Below are 16,608 nucleotides of genomic sequence, written 5' to 3'. Positions count from 1 at the left end.
GCCCTAAAATCGCGCCTCGCCTCGATTCCCTTTTCGCCCGAATCCACGGACTGGTTCCACCAGCCCGCGGGTTTTGTCGCACCTGATTCGGCCAGGTGCCGGGCCCTTAACGCATAAGGCGACAGAATGTCCATGCCCGCTCTTCTTGCACTCGCCGACGGCAGCCTGTTCCACGGGCTTTCGATCGGTGCCGAAGGGATGACCACCGGCGAAGTGGTGTTCAACACCGCGCTTACCGGCTACCAGGAAATCCTGACCGACCCGTCCTATTCGCGTCAGATCGTCACGCTGACCTATCCGCATATCGGCAACACCGGGTGCAACCCGGTCGACGTTGAATCGGACAGCATCGCCGCCGCTGGCCTGATCATCCGCGACCTGCCGCTGGCCGCGAGCAACTGGCGCAGCACCGAAACGCTCGACGCCTACCTCAAGCGCAACAACATCGTCGCGATCAGCGACATCGATACGCGCCGCCTCACGCGCATCCTGCGCGACAAGGGTGCCCAGAACGGCTGCATCATGGCCGGCGCGGATATTGACAGCGAAGCAGCCATCGCCGCCGCGCGCGCTTTCCCCGGTCTCAAGGGCATGGACCTGGCCAAGGTCGTCAGCGCCACCAAGCCCTATGCCTGGACCGAAGGCAGCTACGACCTCGACGAAACGCGCTTTGCGCAGGCCAGTGGCCGCTTCCACGTGGTCGCCTACGACTACGGCGTGAAGCACAACATTCTTCGCATGCTGGCCGATCGGGGCTGCCGCATCACGGTAGTGCCCGCGCAGACGCCGGCCAACGAGGTGTTCGCGCTGCAGCCAGACGGCGTCTTCCTGTCAAACGGACCGGGCGATCCGGAACCCTGCGACTATGCCATTGCCGCTATCCGCGAATTCGTGAAGGCCCGCCTGCCGACATTCGGCATCTGCCTGGGCCACCAGTTGCTGGGGCTGGCCGTCGGCGCGAAAACCCTCAAGATGAAGTTCGGCCACCATGGCGCGAACCATCCGGTGATTGACCTGGGCACCGGTCGGGTCATGATCTCCAGCCAGAATCACGGCTTCGCGGTTGACGAAGCCACCTTGCCGGGCAATGTGCGGGCCACGCACCGCTCGCTGTTTGACGGATCCCTGCAAGGTATCGCCCTTTCCGATGCACCCGCGTACAGCTTTCAGGGGCATCCGGAAGCAAGCCCCGGACCACAGGACGTGGCCGCGATGTTCGATCCGTTCATCCACATGATGCAGTCGCGCCAGAGTGCCGCTGCCTAACTGAGGTTCCATGAAATTGCATTCGCTTTCGCGCGTTTTCGGCGCAGGGGTGGTCCTGGCGGCCGCGCTGTTTTCCAGCACGCCGCAGGCCGAGGCCCAGCAGGGCCGTGTCCGCCTGTTTGAACCGGTCACCTTCGAGAAATTGCCCCAGCACGTGGGTCATGAACTCCTGGTCAAGACCACCCTGGGTTCCCGTCGCAGCGGGACGCTGGTGCGCAGCACCAGCACGTCCGTCCGCCTGCGCCTGAGCGCCAAGGATGGCGGCATGGAGCTGGATATTCCGCGCGACACCGTGGAAGAAATGGAAGTGGTCATCGAGAGCGCTCCGGCGTCTCCGACGGTTGGCGCCGCCGACTGAGCTCCACGCGCCCCGGACGGCGCGGCATCGCACTATGCGGCGGCGGTCTGGTGACCGTCGCCGCTGACCACCAGTCCGGCGGTGGTCGCACCGGCAGGATGCCCTTACCGGCTTGATCCCATCACCGACGGTACATGGCCATGGCGCAACGCAAACCCACCAGCAGACGGAAAGAGGAAGGCGGTATCGGTCGCGTCATCTTCTGGATCGTGACCCGGATCGGGCTCCCGCTGGCCATACTGGCCGGCCTGTTCTGGTGGCGAGTGGATGCCGCCGTCGAGAAAGTGTTTGCCCAGGTCCGTCGCGTCGGCCAGGCCGAGCGGGGGCGTGCGTTCTTCAATCTGAAGGGCGAAGTGGGCGTCGGTAACGTCAAGGTCGTTCTGCCGCTGCCTACCGGGCCGCTGACCTTTTCCACCGATCGCGTGGCGATCCAGACGCCAGGCCTGATGTGGTTGCTGCGCACGAGCATTCTCGGGCCGGAAGAGGCCGTTCCCGAGATGCTGGGATTTTCTTTCCGCAACCTGGTCATCGACGGGCTTCCGGACGCCGCCGTGCAGGAGAGCGTGACCGGTACTTACTCGGGCACCTTGTTCGAGGCGGACGGCTGCAAGAGTGCCCTCTGGTCGCGGGCTGACCTTCGGGAAATGGGGCTCGCGATCGGCGACACTACCCATTCACTCACTATGCGCCGCGTCGGCAGCGACGGCATCGACATCGAAGTCGTCCAGGCGACGCCAGGCGCTGGTGCGATGAACGGCACGCTGAACCTGAAGGCACCCGGCCTGGACAGCAATCCTGCCGGAATCGCCGCCGCGGCGATTTCCGCCGGGGCGCTGACCTTCCGTGACGACGGATTCATCGCTGCCCGCAACGCCTATTGCGCCAAGGAAGCTGCCATCGACGAAGCCGGCTACGTCGAGCAGCACATGGCGGCGATCCGCGCACGGCTAGCGCGGCGCGGGCTCCAGGCCGACGCCCCGCTTGAGGCGGGCTATCGTACCTACGCCAGCAAGGGCGGCGAACTCACCATCCGGGCGCGCCCGCAGCAGGGCCTGACGATTCCGGCGCTCAAGGGCGCCAACTTCGAGCTGTTCCGCGGGTTGATGAGCCCCATCGTCGAAATTCCCGGCCACGAACCGCTATTGCTGTCGATCGGCCCGCTGACGGCCGCTCCCGTGGAGACGGCTGCCGCCGCCACGGCGGATGCGCCTGTCACCACAGCGGCCGCACCCGCGGAAACGTCCGTCGCAGCGCCGGTGGCACCTGTTGCGCCGGCTGCCGCGCCACCGGATGCCGCTGTCATCAAGATGGGCGAGGTCTTCGTACGCACGGTGCCCTATGAGGACCTGCGTGCGGCAATCGGCCAGGAAATCATTGTGCGCACCACCAACGGCACCACGCGACGCGGCCAGCTGGTGCATTTTGCGTCTTCCGGACTCGATATCCAGCTTTCCGCGCGGGAAGGCGGCTACCAACTTTCCATTCCACGCGGCACCGTGAAGGACGTCAACATCGTCACGGCGCCGCCGGCCTCTGCACCAGGAACCCACGATGCCAAAAAGAACTGACCTCGGAACGATCCTGATCATCGGCGCTGGGCCGATCGTCATCGGCCAGGCCTGCGAATTCGATTACTCCGGCGCACAGGCGTGCAAGGCGCTCAAGGAGGAGGGCTATCGGGTCGTCCTGGTCAACTCCAACCCGGCCACGATCATGACGGACCCGGAAACAGCCGACGCCGTCTATATCGAGCCGATCAACCCGCAGACCGTCGAGCGCATCATCGCCAAGGAAAAGCCCGACGCGCTGCTGCCGACAATGGGTGGCCAGACGGCGCTCAACTGCGCGCTGGACCTTGCCGATCGCGGCATTCTGGAAAAGTACAAGGTGCAGCTGATCGGCGCCTCGCGCGAAGCCATCCGCATGGCCGAGGACCGCGAACTGTTCCGCCACGCCATGAAGGACATCGGCCTGGAATGCCCGCGCGCCGAGATCGCGCGCACCATGGAACAGGCGCTGGATGCGCAGGCCAAGGTCGGCTTTCCGACCATCATCCGGCCGTCCTTCACGCTGGGTGGTTCCGGTGGCGGCATCGCCTATAACCGCGAGGAGTTCGTCGAGATCGTCGGTCGTGGCCTGGAGCTGTCGCCGGTGGGCGAAGTACTGGTCGAGGAATCGGTGCTGGGCTGGAAGGAATTCGAGATGGAAGTCGTCCGCGATGCCGCGGACAACTGCATCATCGTCTGCTCGATCGAGAATCTCGATCCGATGGGTGTGCATACGGGTGACTCGATCACCGTCGCGCCGGCCCAGACGCTGACCGACAAGGAATACCAGCGTCTGCGTGATGCCTCGATCGCCGTGCTGCGCAAGATCGGCGTCGATACCGGTGGTTCCAATGTGCAGTTTGGCGTCAATTCCGAAAATGGACGCGTGGTCGTCATCGAGATGAACCCGCGCGTGTCGCGTTCCTCGGCGCTCGCCTCCAAGGCCACGGGCTTTCCGATCGCCAAGGTCGCCGCCAAGCTCGCCGTGGGCTACACGCTCGATGAACTGAAGAATGAAATTACCGGTGGCCTGACCCCGGCCTCCTTCGAGCCGTCGATCGACTACGTCGTCACCAAGATCCCGCGCTTTGCGTTCGAGAAATTTCCGGCCGCGGACGCCCGCCTGACGACGCAGATGAAGTCGGTCGGCGAGGTCATGGCGATTGGCCGCAGCTTCCAGGAGTCGCTGCAGAAAGCCCTGCGTGGCCTGGAAACCGGCAAGGACGGCCTGAACCCCACACGCCTGCAGCTCGACAGCGCCGAAGGCGTCGCCGCGCTCAAGCGCGAGCTCAAGGAGCCGGGTCCCGATCGGGTGTTCTACGTGGCCGATGGTTTCCGCGCCGGCCTGAGCCTGGAAGAGATCTACGCGCTGACCCGCATCGACCGCTGGTTCCTTGCGCAAATCGAAGATCTGATCAAGATCGAAGGCGAGCTGAGCGCGCGGGGCCTCGGCGCCATCGACGCGGCGCGCATGCGCCAGCTCAAGCGCAAGGGCTTCTCCGATGCGCGCATGGCGACCTTGCTGGGTACCGACGAGAACGCCATTCGCCATCTGCGCCGCGCCTTCGGCGTGCGCCCGGTATACAAGCGCGTCGATTCCTGCGCGGCGGAGTTCGCCACCACGACCGCCTACCTGTATTCGACCTACGAGGAAGAATGCGAAGCGGCGCCCACCACGAAAGACAAGATCATGGTGCTCGGCGGCGGCCCGAACCGCATCGGCCAGGGGATCGAGTTCGACTACTGCTGCGTCCATGCCGCTCTCGCGCTGCGCGAAGACGGCTACGAGACCATCATGGTCAACTGCAATCCCGAGACGGTGTCGACGGACTACGACACCTCTGATCGCCTGTACTTCGAGCCGTTGACCCTCGAGGACGTGCTCGAGATCATCGACAAGGAAAAGCCCAAGGGCGTGATCGTGCAGTATGGCGGCCAGACGCCGCTCAAGCTGGCGCGCGCGCTGGAAGCCAACGGTGCGCCGATCATCGGCACCTCGCCGGACTCCATCGACCTGGCCGAAGACCGCGAGCGCTTCCAGCAGATGGTGGCGAAGCTCGGGCTGACCCAGCCTCCGAACCGCACCGCGCGCACGGCTGACGAAGCCATGGCGCTGGCCCGCGAAATCGGCTATCCGATGGTGGTGCGCCCGAGCTATGTACTCGGCGGCCGCGCGATGGAAGTGGTGCACTCGGACGCTGACCTGAAGCGCTACATCACCGAAGCCGTGCGCGTGTCGAACGATTCGCCGGTGCTGCTCGATCGCTTCCTCGACAACGCGGTCGAAGTCGATGTGGACATCGTCGCCGACGCCCAGGGCAACGTGCTGATCGGCGGCATCATGGAGCACATCGAAGAGGCCGGCGTGCATTCGGGCGACTCGTCCTGCTCGCTGCCGCCTTACTCGCTGTCGGCCGACGTGCAGGATCGCCTGCGCGAGCAGGTGCGCGCGATGGCGCGCGAGCTCAAGGTCGTGGGCCTGATGAACACGCAGTTCGCGATCCAGGACGACAACGTCTTCATTCTGGAAGTGAACCCGCGCGCTTCGCGCACCGTTCCGTTCGTGTCCAAGGCGACCGGCGTGGCGTTGGCCAAGATCGCGGCGCGCTGCATGGTCGGCAAGACCTTGATCGAGCAGGACGCGACGCGCGAAGTCATTCCCGACTACTACTCGGTCAAGGAAGCGATCTTCCCGTTCCTCAAATTCCAGAACGTCGACCCCATCCTGGGGCCGGAAATGCGTTCCACGGGCGAGGTGATGGGCGTGGGCCGCACCTTCGGCGCGGCGTTTGCGCGCGCCCACGAGGCAGCCAATATCTCCGCCCCGCCGACGGGCAAGGCCTTCGTCTCGGTGCGCGACCCGGACAAGCAGCGCCTGCTGCCGGTGGCGCAGGACCTCGTCCGGCGCGGCTATTCCCTGGTGGCCACCAGCGGCACCTGTGACTGGCTGCAGAAGCAGGGCGTCGCCTGCGAGCGGGTCAACAAGGTCATCGAGGGCCGCCCCCACGTGGTGGACTTGATCAAAAACGGCGAAATCGTTTTCATCGTCAACACGACGGAAGGCAAGCAGGCCATCGCCGACTCGTTCCCGATCCGGCGCGAGGCCCTGCAGCACCGTATCACCTATTCGACGACCATCGCCGGCGCGCGCGCGCTGCTGCATTCGCTGGACTTCCGCGAGGGCGGCAATGTGCACAGCCTGCAAGAGCTACACAAGGAATTGAAAGCATGAAGCGTCCACCGCTCACCCTCAAAGGCGCCGAGCGCTTGCGCGAAGAGCTGGAACGGCTCAAGTCCGTCGAGCGCCCGCGCATCATCGAGGCGATTGCCGAGGCCCGCGCCCATGGCGACCTGAAAGAAAACGCCGAGTACCACGCCGCCCGTGAACAGCAGGGCTTCGTCGAAGGCCGCATCCAGGAAATGGAAGCGACCCTCAGCTATGCGGAGGTCATCGACGTGGCCAAGCTCACTGCCGGCCAGCGCATCGTGTTCGGTGCCACCGTCGAGCTGGAAGACGAAGACAGCGGCGATGCCGTCACTTACCAGATCGTGGGTGACATCGAGGCCGACATCAAACAGCGCCTGATCGCCGTCAGTTCGCCGATCGCCCGTGCCCTGATCGGCAAGAGCCAGGGTGATTCCTTCGAGTTCCAGGCGCCCAATGGCGTCAAGCGCTACGAGATCACCGCCGTCCGCTACGATTGATCCGGCCTCACGGCTGGTTCACCGACGCCGTGCTGTCTGACGACCGCACGGCGTTTTCGTTCCAGCGCCCGGAGGCCGTCGGCGAAACGATGCGGTACCACCTTCGTGGGAGAGCAGGGAATGTCCGAGTTGTCGCTTCTGTTGCCACCGCTGGATCGCCTGGCACGCCATGGCGATGCCGCACGCGGTGCATTGGCCGTGATGGTGGCGCGTGGCGACCGCCGCGATCCGTCGGCCCCCGGTCGTGAAGCCCTGATCCGGGAACACTTCCAGTTCACCGGGACAGGCATCCCGACCGCCGCACTGACGCGCTACCTCGACGCCCCGGACGCCGCCGGCGCCGGGTGGCTGCGCGCGGATCCCGCCTACCTGCGCGCCGACATGGCAACCGCCCGCCTGATGGCTTGCGGTGACATGGGCCTGAGCGCGGAGGAGTGCGCCGAGTTGCTGCGTCCCTTGCGTCCCTTGCTGGGCGACGCGGGTTTTCCCATCGATGCGCCCGTCCCGTCGCGCTGGTACCTGCGCGCGGCAGCCGATGCGAAGTTGCCCGTCTTTGCCGAACCCGGCCGCGTGCTGGGCGACGACCTGCGCCAGCACATGCCCGAAGGGCCGGCCGGGGCACGCTGGCGGGCGCTGCTCAACGAGGTGCAGATCGTCCTGCACAATCATCCGCTCAACGCCGAGCGCATCGCGCGTGGCCAGGTGCCGGTCAACAGCCTGTGGTTCTGGGGATTTGGCGTGCTGCCCGATTGGGTCAAGACGCGCCATTCGGCAGTTTATTGCGAGGATCCGATCCTCACCGCACTGGCGCGCATCGCCCAGGTTCGCACGACCGGACGCGGCGAGGCCGCGGTGGAAACCCTGTCGGCCACGCCGACGCCGCTGCTTGACCTTGACGATGCGGATGCGCTCGCGGGCTGGAGCACGCGCTGGGAACCGTTGCTCGCGGACGTCCTTTCGACGAAGCGCGTTTCGGCGATCCACCTGCATTTTGCCAGCGGGCAGCGCTACACCTTCCAACCCGGCCATCGCTGGCGTTTCTGGCGCCGCATCAAGCCGCTGACCGCATGAGGGCGCTGCGCATCGAGCGACGTGTCGCCGTCGCGTCCGGGCAGACCTGGCCGGACGCCATCCACCCGGTGCTGCGACGCATCTACGCGGCGCGTGGCGTGCAAAGCCCGGAAGAGGTCGAGCATCGCCTGGCCCGCCTGATCGCGCCGGACCGCCTGGGCGGCATGGCGACGGCCTGCGAACGGCTGGACGCGGCCATCCGGACCCATCAGCACATCCTCATCGTCGGTGACTTCGACGCTGACGGCGCCACCGGAACGGCGGTCGCGATCCGCGGATTGCGCCTGCTGGGCGCGCGCCAGGTCAGCTACCAGGTTCCCAACCGCTTCACCCATGGCTACGGGCTGAGTCCGGCGCTGGTGGAAACCATCCTGCCGCTGCGGCCGGACCTGATCGTCACCGTCGACAACGGCATTGCCGCGCATGCCGGCGTCGCCGCTGCCAAGGCCCACGGCATCGACGTGGTCGTGACGGACCACCACCTGCCGGGCGATTCGCTGCCGCCGGCCGACGCCATCGTCAATCCCAACGTGGCTGGCGATGGCTTCCCGAGCAAGGCCCTGGCCGGCGTCGGCGTGGTCTTCTACGTGCTGCTCGCGCTGCGTGCGCGCCTGCGACAGAGTGGCTGGTTCGAGGGCGAGCATCGGCGCGAACCCGATTTGTCGACACTGTTGGACCTGGTGGCGCTGGGTACGGTGGCCGATCTTGTACCGCTGGACTACAACAATCGCATCCTGGTGGAGGCCGGGCTGCGCAGGATCCGCGCCGGGCAGGCGACGGCCGGGGTCCTTGCCCTGGTCGAGGCGAGCAAGCGCAGCACCGCCACGGTCAATGCGACCGACCTCGGCTTCGCCCTTGGCCCCCGCATCAATGCGGCCGGACGGCTGGAAGACATGTCGCTGGGCATCGAGTGCCTGCTGACCGACGATCCGGGACGTGCGCGCGAGCTGGCCGATCTCCTCACGTCGATCAACGCGGAGCGGCGTGAGCTGCAGGCGCAGATGGTGGAGCAGGGCGAAGCGATGGTGGGGCGGTTTCTCGGCCTGCACGGCGACGCGGCGTTCCCGGTGGGGGTTGTCCTGCACCAGCCCGAATGGCACGTCGGCGTGGTCGGCCTGGTCGCCTCGAAGTTGAAAGAACGACTGCACCGCCCGGTGATCGCCTGTGCTCCTGCGGGCGATGACAGCGACGAGCTCAAGGCGTCGGGCAGGTCGATTCCGGGCTTTCATCTGCGCGATGCGCTCGCCGAGGTCGATGCCCGTTTTCCGGGTCTCATGACGCGCTACGGCGGCCATGCGATGGCGGCGGGGCTGAGCCTGCCGTCCGCCAGGCTGGGCGAATTCGCTGCCGCTTTCGATGCCGTCGCCCGCCGCCTCATCGGCCCCGAGTTGCTGGACCCGGTGCTTCACACCGACGGCGAATTGCATCCGCAGGACTACGACATCGACCTGGCCCGCCAGCTGCGTTTTGCCGGCCCCTGGGGCCAGACGTTCCCCGAACCGCTGTTCGACGATGAGTTCACCGTCACTGACTGGCGCTTGATGGGGCAGACCCACCTGCGCCTTTCGCTGCGGCATGCCCGCCAGGCTGCCACGCTGGACGCCGTGATGTTTGGCGGCTATGCCGGCCAGCCTCCGCCGGCGCGTATCCGTGCCGTGTTCCAGCTGGGCATTGACGATTGGAACGGACGCGAGCGATTGCGCCTGCTGGTCCGGCACATCGAGGCGGCCTGAGGACCGCTTTCCGTGCACCTGGCGCCGGGTGGGCAACGGTGACCGCCGGTGGTTGCCATGCGCCGCGTTGCTGCTATCCTGCGCCTCTTTTGCAACGCACAACGCCACGCCATGATCGAGACGAACCAGATCACCGCGCGCATCGACGACCTGAAGGGTCGGGTGCTGTCGCTTAGGGGGTATCTTTGACTACGAGACCAAGAGTGAACGTCTCGAAGAAGTAAGTCGTGAACTGGAAAGCCCGACCGTCTGGGACAACCCCCAGCGGGCGCAGGACCTGGGCAAGGAACGCGCCCAACTGGAAAAAATCGTCGTCGGCATCAAGAGCCTGACCGAAGGCCTCGACGGTGCTGCGGAATTGCTGGAACTGGCGGTGGCCGAGGGCGATGCCGGCACGGTCGACGCCGTCGCGGCGGACGTCGAAAACCTTTCCGCCCAGGTCGAGAAGCTGGAGTTCCAGCGCATGTTCTCCGGCAAGATGGACAGCGCCAACGCTTTCGTCGACGTGCAGGCCGGCGCCGGTGGCACCGAGGCGCAGGACTGGGCCGAAATGCTGCTGCGCATGTACCTGCGCTGGTGTGAGAACAAGGGTTGGAAGACGGAACTGATGGAAGTCTCCGCGGGCGACGTCGCCGGCATCAAGAGCGCCACGTTCCGCGTCGAGGGCGATTACGCCTACGGCTGGCTCAAGACCGAGATCGGCGTGCACCGCCTGGTGCGAAAGTCGCCGTTTGACTCGGACAACCGCCGTCACACGTCGTTTTCCTCGATCTTCGTTTCGCCGGAAGTGGACGATGACATCGATATCGAGATCAATCCGGCTGACCTGAAGACCGACGTCTACCGGTCCTCGGGCGCGGGCGGCCAGCACGTGAACAAGACCGAATCGGCCGTGCGTATCACCCACGTGCCCACCAATACGGTCGTGGCCTGCCAGACCGAGCGTTCGCAGCATGCCAACCGCGATCGCGCCATGAAGATGCTCAAGGCCCGCCTGTACGAAATGGAAATGCAGAAGCGCAATGCCGAGAAGGACGCGCTGGAAGCCACCAAATCGGACATCGGCTGGGGCAGCCAGATCCGCTCGTACGTGCTCGACCAGTCCCGCATCAAGGACCTGCGCACGGGCGTGGAGCGTACCGACACCCAGAAAGTGCTTGATGGCGATCTCGACGAATACGTCGAAGCCAGCCTCAAACAGGGTTTGGAAGCGGGCGCCAAACGTCTGGACGCCTGATCAGGGCGGGCGCCCCTCACGGGCGCCGGTGCCTCCACCTTCCTGGCCCATCCGGCCTTTCCCCCTTTGCGGTATCCAGCGATATGAACGACAACACTCCCATTCCGCAGGACGAGAACAAGCTGATTGCCGAGCGGCGCGACAAGCTCAAGGCGCTGCGCACCGGCGGCATCGCGTTTCCGAACGACTTCGCGCCGGACGCGTTCGCCGGTGACCTGCAGCAGGAATACGACGACAAGGAACGCTGGACGACCGAAGCGTTCGAAGCGCTCGGCCGCCGTGTCCGCGTTGCGGGCCGCATGCTGGCCAAGCGCCAGATGGGCAAGGCCAGCTTCGTGCAGATCCAGGATGTCACCGACCGGCTTCAGCTGTTTCTGCAGCAGGCGGCGCTGGGCGACGACGCTTACGACGCCTTCAAGGGATGGGACGTGGGTGACATCCTCGGGGCGGAGGGTGTCCTGACGCGCACCAGGACGGGTGAGCTGTCCGTCAAGGTGGATAAGTTGCGTTTGTTGACGAAGTCACTTCGTCCGCTTCCGGACAAGTGGCACGGCCTGGCCGACGTGGAGCAGCGCTATCGCCAGCGCTATGTCGACCTCGTCGTCACGCCGGATGCGCGCCGTGTGTTCAAGCTGCGCTCGGCCATGATCGGCTTCATGCGCCAGTGGCTGGAAGCTGCGCCGCGCCGTTTCATGGAAGTGGAAACGCCGATGATGCACGTGATCCCCGGCGGCGCCACGGCGCGTCCGTTCGTCACGCACCACAACGCGCTGGATATCGATCTCTACCTGCGCGTGGCGCCCGAACTCTACCTCAAGCGCCTGGTCGTCGGCGGTTTCGACCGTGTTTACGAGATCAACCGCAACTTCCGCAACGAAGGTGTGTCCACGCGGCACAATCCCGAATTCACGATGCTGGAGCTCTACCAGGCCTACGCGACCTACAACGAGATCATGGATCTGACCGAGAACATGATCCGCGAGACGGCTCGCGCCACCCTGGAAACGAAGGACCTCACCTGGGAAGGCCGGGCCATCGACGTCGGTGCGCCGTTCAAGCGCTGGCCGATGGAAGAGGCCGTGCGGCAGCACAATCCGGAGATCCAGCCACACGAGCTGCGTGACCGCGATGCGCTCGCGCGCCACTGCGCGCGACTGGGCATTCACGTGAAGGACGGCTACGGCTGGGGCAAGCTGTTGCTGGAGATCTTCGAGGCGACAGTGGAAAACACCCTGGTGCAGCCGACCTTCATCACCCAGTATCCGACCGAAGTGTCGCCGCTGGCGCGCGAAAACGATACGGATCCGGGCATCACTGACCGTTTCGAGCTCTTTATCGGTGGCAAGGAGCTGGCCAACGGCTTCTCGGAGTTGAACGATCCGGAAGACCAGGCCGCCCGTTTCCTGGCCCAGGTGAACGCCAAGGATGCCGGCGACGACGAGGCCATGCACTTTGATGCGGATTACATTCGTGCACTGGAGTATGGTCTTCCGCCGACCGGTGGTCTGGGCGTTGGTATCGACCGTCTGGTGATGCTGTTCGCGGATGTACCCTCGATTCGCGACGTGCTGCTGTTTCCGTATATGCGGCCGGAAGCGTAACGGGGACGCATGACGCCCCGTCCTACGGCGGCGACGCTCGGCGTCGCCGCCTTCCTGGCCTTGCAGGGGCTGGACATCCTGCTCACACCGGCCTGGATAGCCCTGGTCCTCGCTGGCGGTATCGCCGTCTGGCGTGACGAGATTGACCTGGCCAGGCGATTGTCGACGGTTGAGTGGGCCTTGCTGGCGTTGCTCGTGACCGCCGCCGGCGTTTCGGCATTTGGCCTTGATCCCGGCCGATCGTTTCGCCTGAGTGTGCCGGCCGTGTCGGCCTTTGTTCTGTGGGTGTTAGTGGCGCGTACGCCATGGCGTGATGCCAACGCTCGCTGGTTCGCCGTCGCGCTTGCGATTTGCGCCGCCACCCAGATGGCGGCCATTGCCTATGTCGTTGTCCAGGAGTCGCAGGCGCGTCCAGCCGAATGGATCAAGCTGGCTGGTGCGACGTGGCTGGTCGTACCCAATGACGTTGCCTGGATGGCATGTGTACTGCCGTTGGCGGTGACGTTGCCGCGCCCGCGGCTCGCGTTGACGCTGGGTGTTTCAATGTCGTTGCTGTCAGCCGTTGTGCTGCGTTCGTGGACGTCGGCCGCGTTGGCCCTGATGTCTGCGGCGCTGGTGCTCTTCGTGCAGCGCGGGCAGGGGCGGTTGTCGGTTCGCGCAACAGCAATGAGTTTTGTATCGGTCGTTACCGCGATCGTGCTCTCGGTCGTTTTCATGCGCTCGATGCAGGCGCGCGCCCAGCTCTGGGAATCGGCCTGGAAGGTGTTCCTGGCGCACCCGTCGGGCGTCGGCCTGCACAATTTCGTGCTGGTCTACCGCGATGCCAATCCGCTCACCTACTACGAATGGGTCGATCCGCGCCTCACACCCTGGCCGCACAGCCTGCCCCTGGAAGTGCTCTGCGAGCTGGGCGTGGCAGGGTTTGCGGCATTCGCGTTTTTGGCAGGTAGGGTGTTCTCGCGTGTTTTTCGTCTCATGAACGACGAGCGGTTTCCGTTAGAATGCGCGCTCGTTGCGTCGCTGTTTTGCGTCGCGATCATCTCGTTGACCGAATTGACCCTGCTTCGCCAGTACACCTGGGTATTGCCAACCCTGCTAGTGGCGATCGTGTCAGCGAAAACGAATCGAGTCTAATAAAAAAGGAATTGACGATGACGGTTGCTCGCAGCAGCGCGCTTCGCCGTGCAGTGTTTCTGTGCTCGCTCGCCGGAGCTGGCGTTGCGGCCCTGAGTCCCGATTGGGCCCGCGTGCTCAAGGCACAGGGCTACTACGGTGATGTCGATCTCGCCATTCAGGTCGTTGCGCCCCCCGTCGTGCGTGCGGGTACGGAAGTCGACGTCTACGTGTCGGTGCGTAACGGTGGACCGGATCTGGCGCACCGCGTACGCACGATTTCTTCCGCCATTGGCTGGAATCCCGTCATGACGGTGGGATGCTCCGGTGATTCACAGGCCTATCCCCAGTGCCTGATCGCGCAGAAGATGCCGTCCAACACCGGCGACGACTACCTGATCCGCATGGAGGTGCCGCAGACGGCCCGGCGCCACGTCCAGATGGCGATTACCGCGCAGTCCGATGACACCGAAACGGCGCCCGGCGACGAAATAGCCCTGTTCAAGTCGCAGGTGCTGGCCGAGAACAATCTGAAGGTCAATCTGGTCTGCGACCAGGTGGGCATCGCCGTTGGCAACACCGTGCAATGCCGGGCGGAGTTCCGCAACGAAGGCCCTGCTGCGGCAGTGCTCCCGAACCAGGCGTTTTTCGTGACGGGGCTGGCAGCAACGGGCTGGCAGTGTTTCTCCAGCCGCCCCGAGTTGTGCGACGGCACGGGCAAGCCGGACAGCTGGTCGTCTGTGCCGCAGGTGATGTTCGCGGACGATTACATCACCATTGGCGGCCAGTTCGTGATCGATTCCACGACGGATGCGCCGGCCACGGTCCACGCCTACCTCGGCGCGGGTGGTGGCGATGAAATCGACCTCGTCCCGTTCGATAACGCCGGTCACGTCGATCTCGAGCGCAGCATTTTCGCCAATGGGTTCGACGGACAGCCGCTTCGCGACTGATTGGCCGCCCCGTGATGTGAGTTGCAGCACAAACGCCGCGGCAAGTGATTGCCGCGGCGTTTGTGGTTTTAGGCGAAGGGGTCCGCAATAACACGTCATTTACCGTGCTGATGACGGCGGCGACGCCTATGCCGTTTTCGCCGGCATGCAAGCGCGTTGACGGACGGCGCCGTCAATGCGCGTCGATGCTTGGGCTATCATTACGCTCCCTATGACGTGACGCGCGTCGTCGGGTTGTCGTTCCGATGACTTTGTCTGCACGGAGCTCCAGCGGGACATTCGCCGCGTCGCGCACCCACACCAAACAGGACGGTTCCCATGTGGTATGTCATCGTCGGTGACGACGTGCCGAATTCCCTCGAAGGTCGCAAAGCCTCCCGCCCGGCGCACCTGGCGCGACTGGAACAGCTCAAGCAGGAAGGTCGCTTGCTGGTGGCCGGTCCGTTTCCGGCGATCGACGCGGAAGATCCGGGCCCGGCGGGTTTCACCGGCAGCCTGATCGTCGCGGAATTCACGGATCTTTCATCGGCGCAAGCCTGGGCGGATGCCGATCCTTACGTGGCCGCCGGCGTCTATGCTAGGGTTTCCGTTCGTCCCTTCCGCAAGGTATTTCCGTGACTGATCGCCTGTCCCGCATGCGTGAACGCATCGAATCGGCGCTCCAGCCCCAGGTCTTCGATCTCATCGACGAAAGCCACAAGCACATCGGTCACGAAGGCGCCCGTGATGGGCGAGGGCACTACAAGGTACGCATCGTCAGCGTCGCATTCACCGGCAAAGCGCCCCTGGCGCGCCACCGTCTCGTCTACGAGGCGCTGGGTGACATGATGCAAACCGACATCCATGCGCTGTCCATCGAGGCACGCACTCCGGACGAAGCCTGAGGAATCCGCCATGCGCAAACTGCTTCCCCTCGTTGCGATGACCGTGCTGTCGGCCTGTTCGTCGACTGAAAAACCCGGCGACGCGGCGTCATTGTTGCGTTTCAACGCTGGCGAGCCGGCGCTGAGTGTCAACAAGTTGCCGGTATCGGAATTGCTTTTGCAACAAGTTGCCAATGGGCGCGGCCTGGATCTTTCCAATCCGGAGCAGCGCAAGGTGGCGATCAAGGAGCTCTCCGATTACATCCTTCTCGCCCAGGCCGCAGAGAAGGCGAATGCCGAGAAGTCTCCGGAATTCCTGGCCGAAGTGGAGGCCAGCCGCCTGCAGGGTGTGGCCAATGCGATGATGGCCCACTACGCGCGGACGCATCCGGTCACCGACGATGTGCTCAAAGGCGAGTACGAGCAGCAGGTGGCCAAGTCGGGTGCCGAAGTCTATGACTTCACCCAGCTGATGTTCGACAACGAGGGTGATGCGCTCGCCGCCTCGAAGGAGATCCTCGACGGCAAGCCTTTCCAGCAGGTGTACGACGCCTGGCGCGCCAAGGCCAAGCAGGGCAAGAGCTTCAAGGCAGTGCGCCTGTCCCAGCTGCCGGCGCCGGAACTGGTCGCTGCGCTCAAGGGCCTGAAACCGGGCGAGGCCACCAAGATTCCGGTCAAGAGCCAGTTCGGCTGGCACCTGGTGGGCGTGGAGGCCGTACAGCCCTACACGCCGCCGCCGTTCGACCAGGTCAAGAACGACCTGCGCCGCATCATGCTTAGCCGGCAGGGTGATGCCTGGATGGAGAAACTGCGCGGCGAATCGCTGATTCTCGACCTGAAAAACCCGCAGGGCGCCAATCCGACCGGCCAGGCGGCCGCCCCGGGCGCGCCGGCCGCCACCGAAGGTGCGGCCAAGCAGGGCTGAGCGCGTCGCGGACCCGTCGGCTATACTGCCGCACCACGTGGCCCGGCCAGGCCGGGCCACGGGACTGGAGCCTGAACCGGACGCGTCCCCTGGCGGGGATGCGAGCCTCCCGGTCGGGTATGGGCAACGTCCTCAATCCAGGCGTACGCCCCGTCCGCTTGCCGGGCGCGAGCGGCGGCACGGGTTCTTCCCCGCCTTCGTTCGCGATAGCCCCGTGCGTGCCGTGACGGCGTCCG

The 16,608-nt window shown here is 65.1% G+C and carries 14 protein-coding genes; all 14 read left to right on the top strand.

From position 1 onward, the window contains the following. The first annotated feature begins 126 nt into the window (after positions 1–126). The 14 genes from carA to N4264_RS16800 all read left to right on the top strand — a co-directional run bounded on the left by carA (position 127) and on the right by N4264_RS16800 (position 16,372). Complete coding sequence (gene carA, locus N4264_RS16865; protein ID WP_261693402.1) at positions 127–1,266, top strand: glutamine-hydrolyzing carbamoyl-phosphate synthase small subunit; 1,140 nt, start codon at positions 127–129, stop codon at positions 1,264–1,266. A 10-nt stretch (positions 1,267–1,276) separates the two neighbouring features. Continuing rightward, complete coding sequence (locus N4264_RS16860) at positions 1,277–1,624, top strand: hypothetical protein (RefSeq protein ID WP_261693401.1); 348 nt, start codon at positions 1,277–1,279, stop codon at positions 1,622–1,624. A gap of 140 nt (positions 1,625–1,764) precedes the next feature. Then, positions 1,765–3,192 carry an aq_1923 C-terminal domain gene (locus N4264_RS16855; protein ID WP_261693400.1) on the top strand — a complete coding sequence of 476 codons (1,428 nt, stop codon included), beginning with the start codon at positions 1,765–1,767 and terminating at the stop codon, positions 3,190–3,192. Then, complete coding sequence (gene carB / locus N4264_RS16850) at positions 3,176–6,403, top strand: carbamoyl-phosphate synthase large subunit (protein ID WP_261693399.1); 3,228 nt, start codon at positions 3,176–3,178, stop codon at positions 6,401–6,403. The genes N4264_RS16855 and carB overlap by 17 nt, the downstream gene beginning before the upstream one ends. Then, on the top strand, positions 6,400–6,876 hold the full coding sequence (gene greA / locus N4264_RS16845; protein WP_261693398.1) for a transcription elongation factor GreA: 477 nt from the start codon (positions 6,400–6,402) through the stop codon (positions 6,874–6,876). The genes carB and greA overlap by 4 nt, the downstream gene beginning before the upstream one ends. A gap of 120 nt (positions 6,877–6,996) precedes the next feature. Continuing rightward, a complete protein-coding gene (locus N4264_RS16840; protein ID WP_261693397.1) occupies positions 6,997–7,947 on the top strand; it encodes a phosphoglycerate mutase in 951 nt (316 codons plus the stop codon). Further along, on the top strand, positions 7,944–9,680 hold the full coding sequence (recJ, locus tag N4264_RS16835; RefSeq protein WP_261693396.1) for a single-stranded-DNA-specific exonuclease RecJ: 1,737 nt from the start codon (positions 7,944–7,946) through the stop codon (positions 9,678–9,680). The genes N4264_RS16840 and recJ overlap by 4 nt, the downstream gene beginning before the upstream one ends. 111 nt (positions 9,681–9,791) lie before the next feature. Then, positions 9,792–10,917, top strand: a protein-coding gene (prfB, locus tag N4264_RS16830; protein WP_261697647.1) for a peptide chain release factor 2 whose coding sequence is annotated in 2 segments (ribosomal slippage) — positions 9,792–9,866 and positions 9,868–10,917 — 1,125 coding nt in all. Because the reading frame shifts where the segments join, the coding sequence is not laid out codon by codon here. Positions 10,918–11,000: 83 nt separating this feature from the next. After that, positions 11,001–12,518 (top strand): lysine--tRNA ligase, encoded by a 1,518-nt coding sequence (gene lysS / locus N4264_RS16825; RefSeq protein WP_261693395.1) that lies wholly within the window; start codon positions 11,001–11,003, stop codon positions 12,516–12,518. A 9-nt stretch (positions 12,519–12,527) separates the two neighbouring features. Further along, a complete protein-coding gene (locus N4264_RS16820; protein ID WP_261693394.1) occupies positions 12,528–13,652 on the top strand; it encodes an O-antigen ligase family protein in 1,125 nt (374 codons plus the stop codon). A gap of 17 nt (positions 13,653–13,669) precedes the next feature. After that, on the top strand, positions 13,670–14,584 hold the full coding sequence (locus N4264_RS16815; protein ID WP_261693393.1) for a hypothetical protein: 915 nt from the start codon (positions 13,670–13,672) through the stop codon (positions 14,582–14,584). 318 nt (positions 14,585–14,902) lie between these two features. After that, positions 14,903–15,202, top strand: coding sequence for a YciI family protein (locus tag N4264_RS16810; RefSeq protein ID WP_261693392.1), 300 nt, complete (start codon positions 14,903–14,905; stop codon positions 15,200–15,202). Between the two features lie 17 nt (positions 15,203–15,219). Continuing rightward, the gene (locus N4264_RS16805) at positions 15,220–15,468 is read left to right on the top strand and encodes a BolA family protein (RefSeq protein ID WP_261697646.1); all 249 of its coding nucleotides are present in this window, start codon (positions 15,220–15,222) and stop codon (positions 15,466–15,468) included. Between the two features lie 10 nt (positions 15,469–15,478). Then, on the top strand, positions 15,479–16,372 hold the full coding sequence (locus tag N4264_RS16800) for a peptidylprolyl isomerase (RefSeq protein ID WP_261693391.1): 894 nt from the start codon (positions 15,479–15,481) through the stop codon (positions 16,370–16,372). Positions 16,373–16,608: the final 236 nt, after the last annotated feature.

The organism is Tahibacter amnicola (assembly GCF_025398735.1).
GTDB classification, from domain to species: domain Bacteria; phylum Pseudomonadota; class Gammaproteobacteria; order Xanthomonadales; family Rhodanobacteraceae; genus Tahibacter; species Tahibacter amnicola.
Note: the sequence above shows the minus strand (reverse complement) of the source record. Positions and strands in the feature narration are given on the sequence as shown.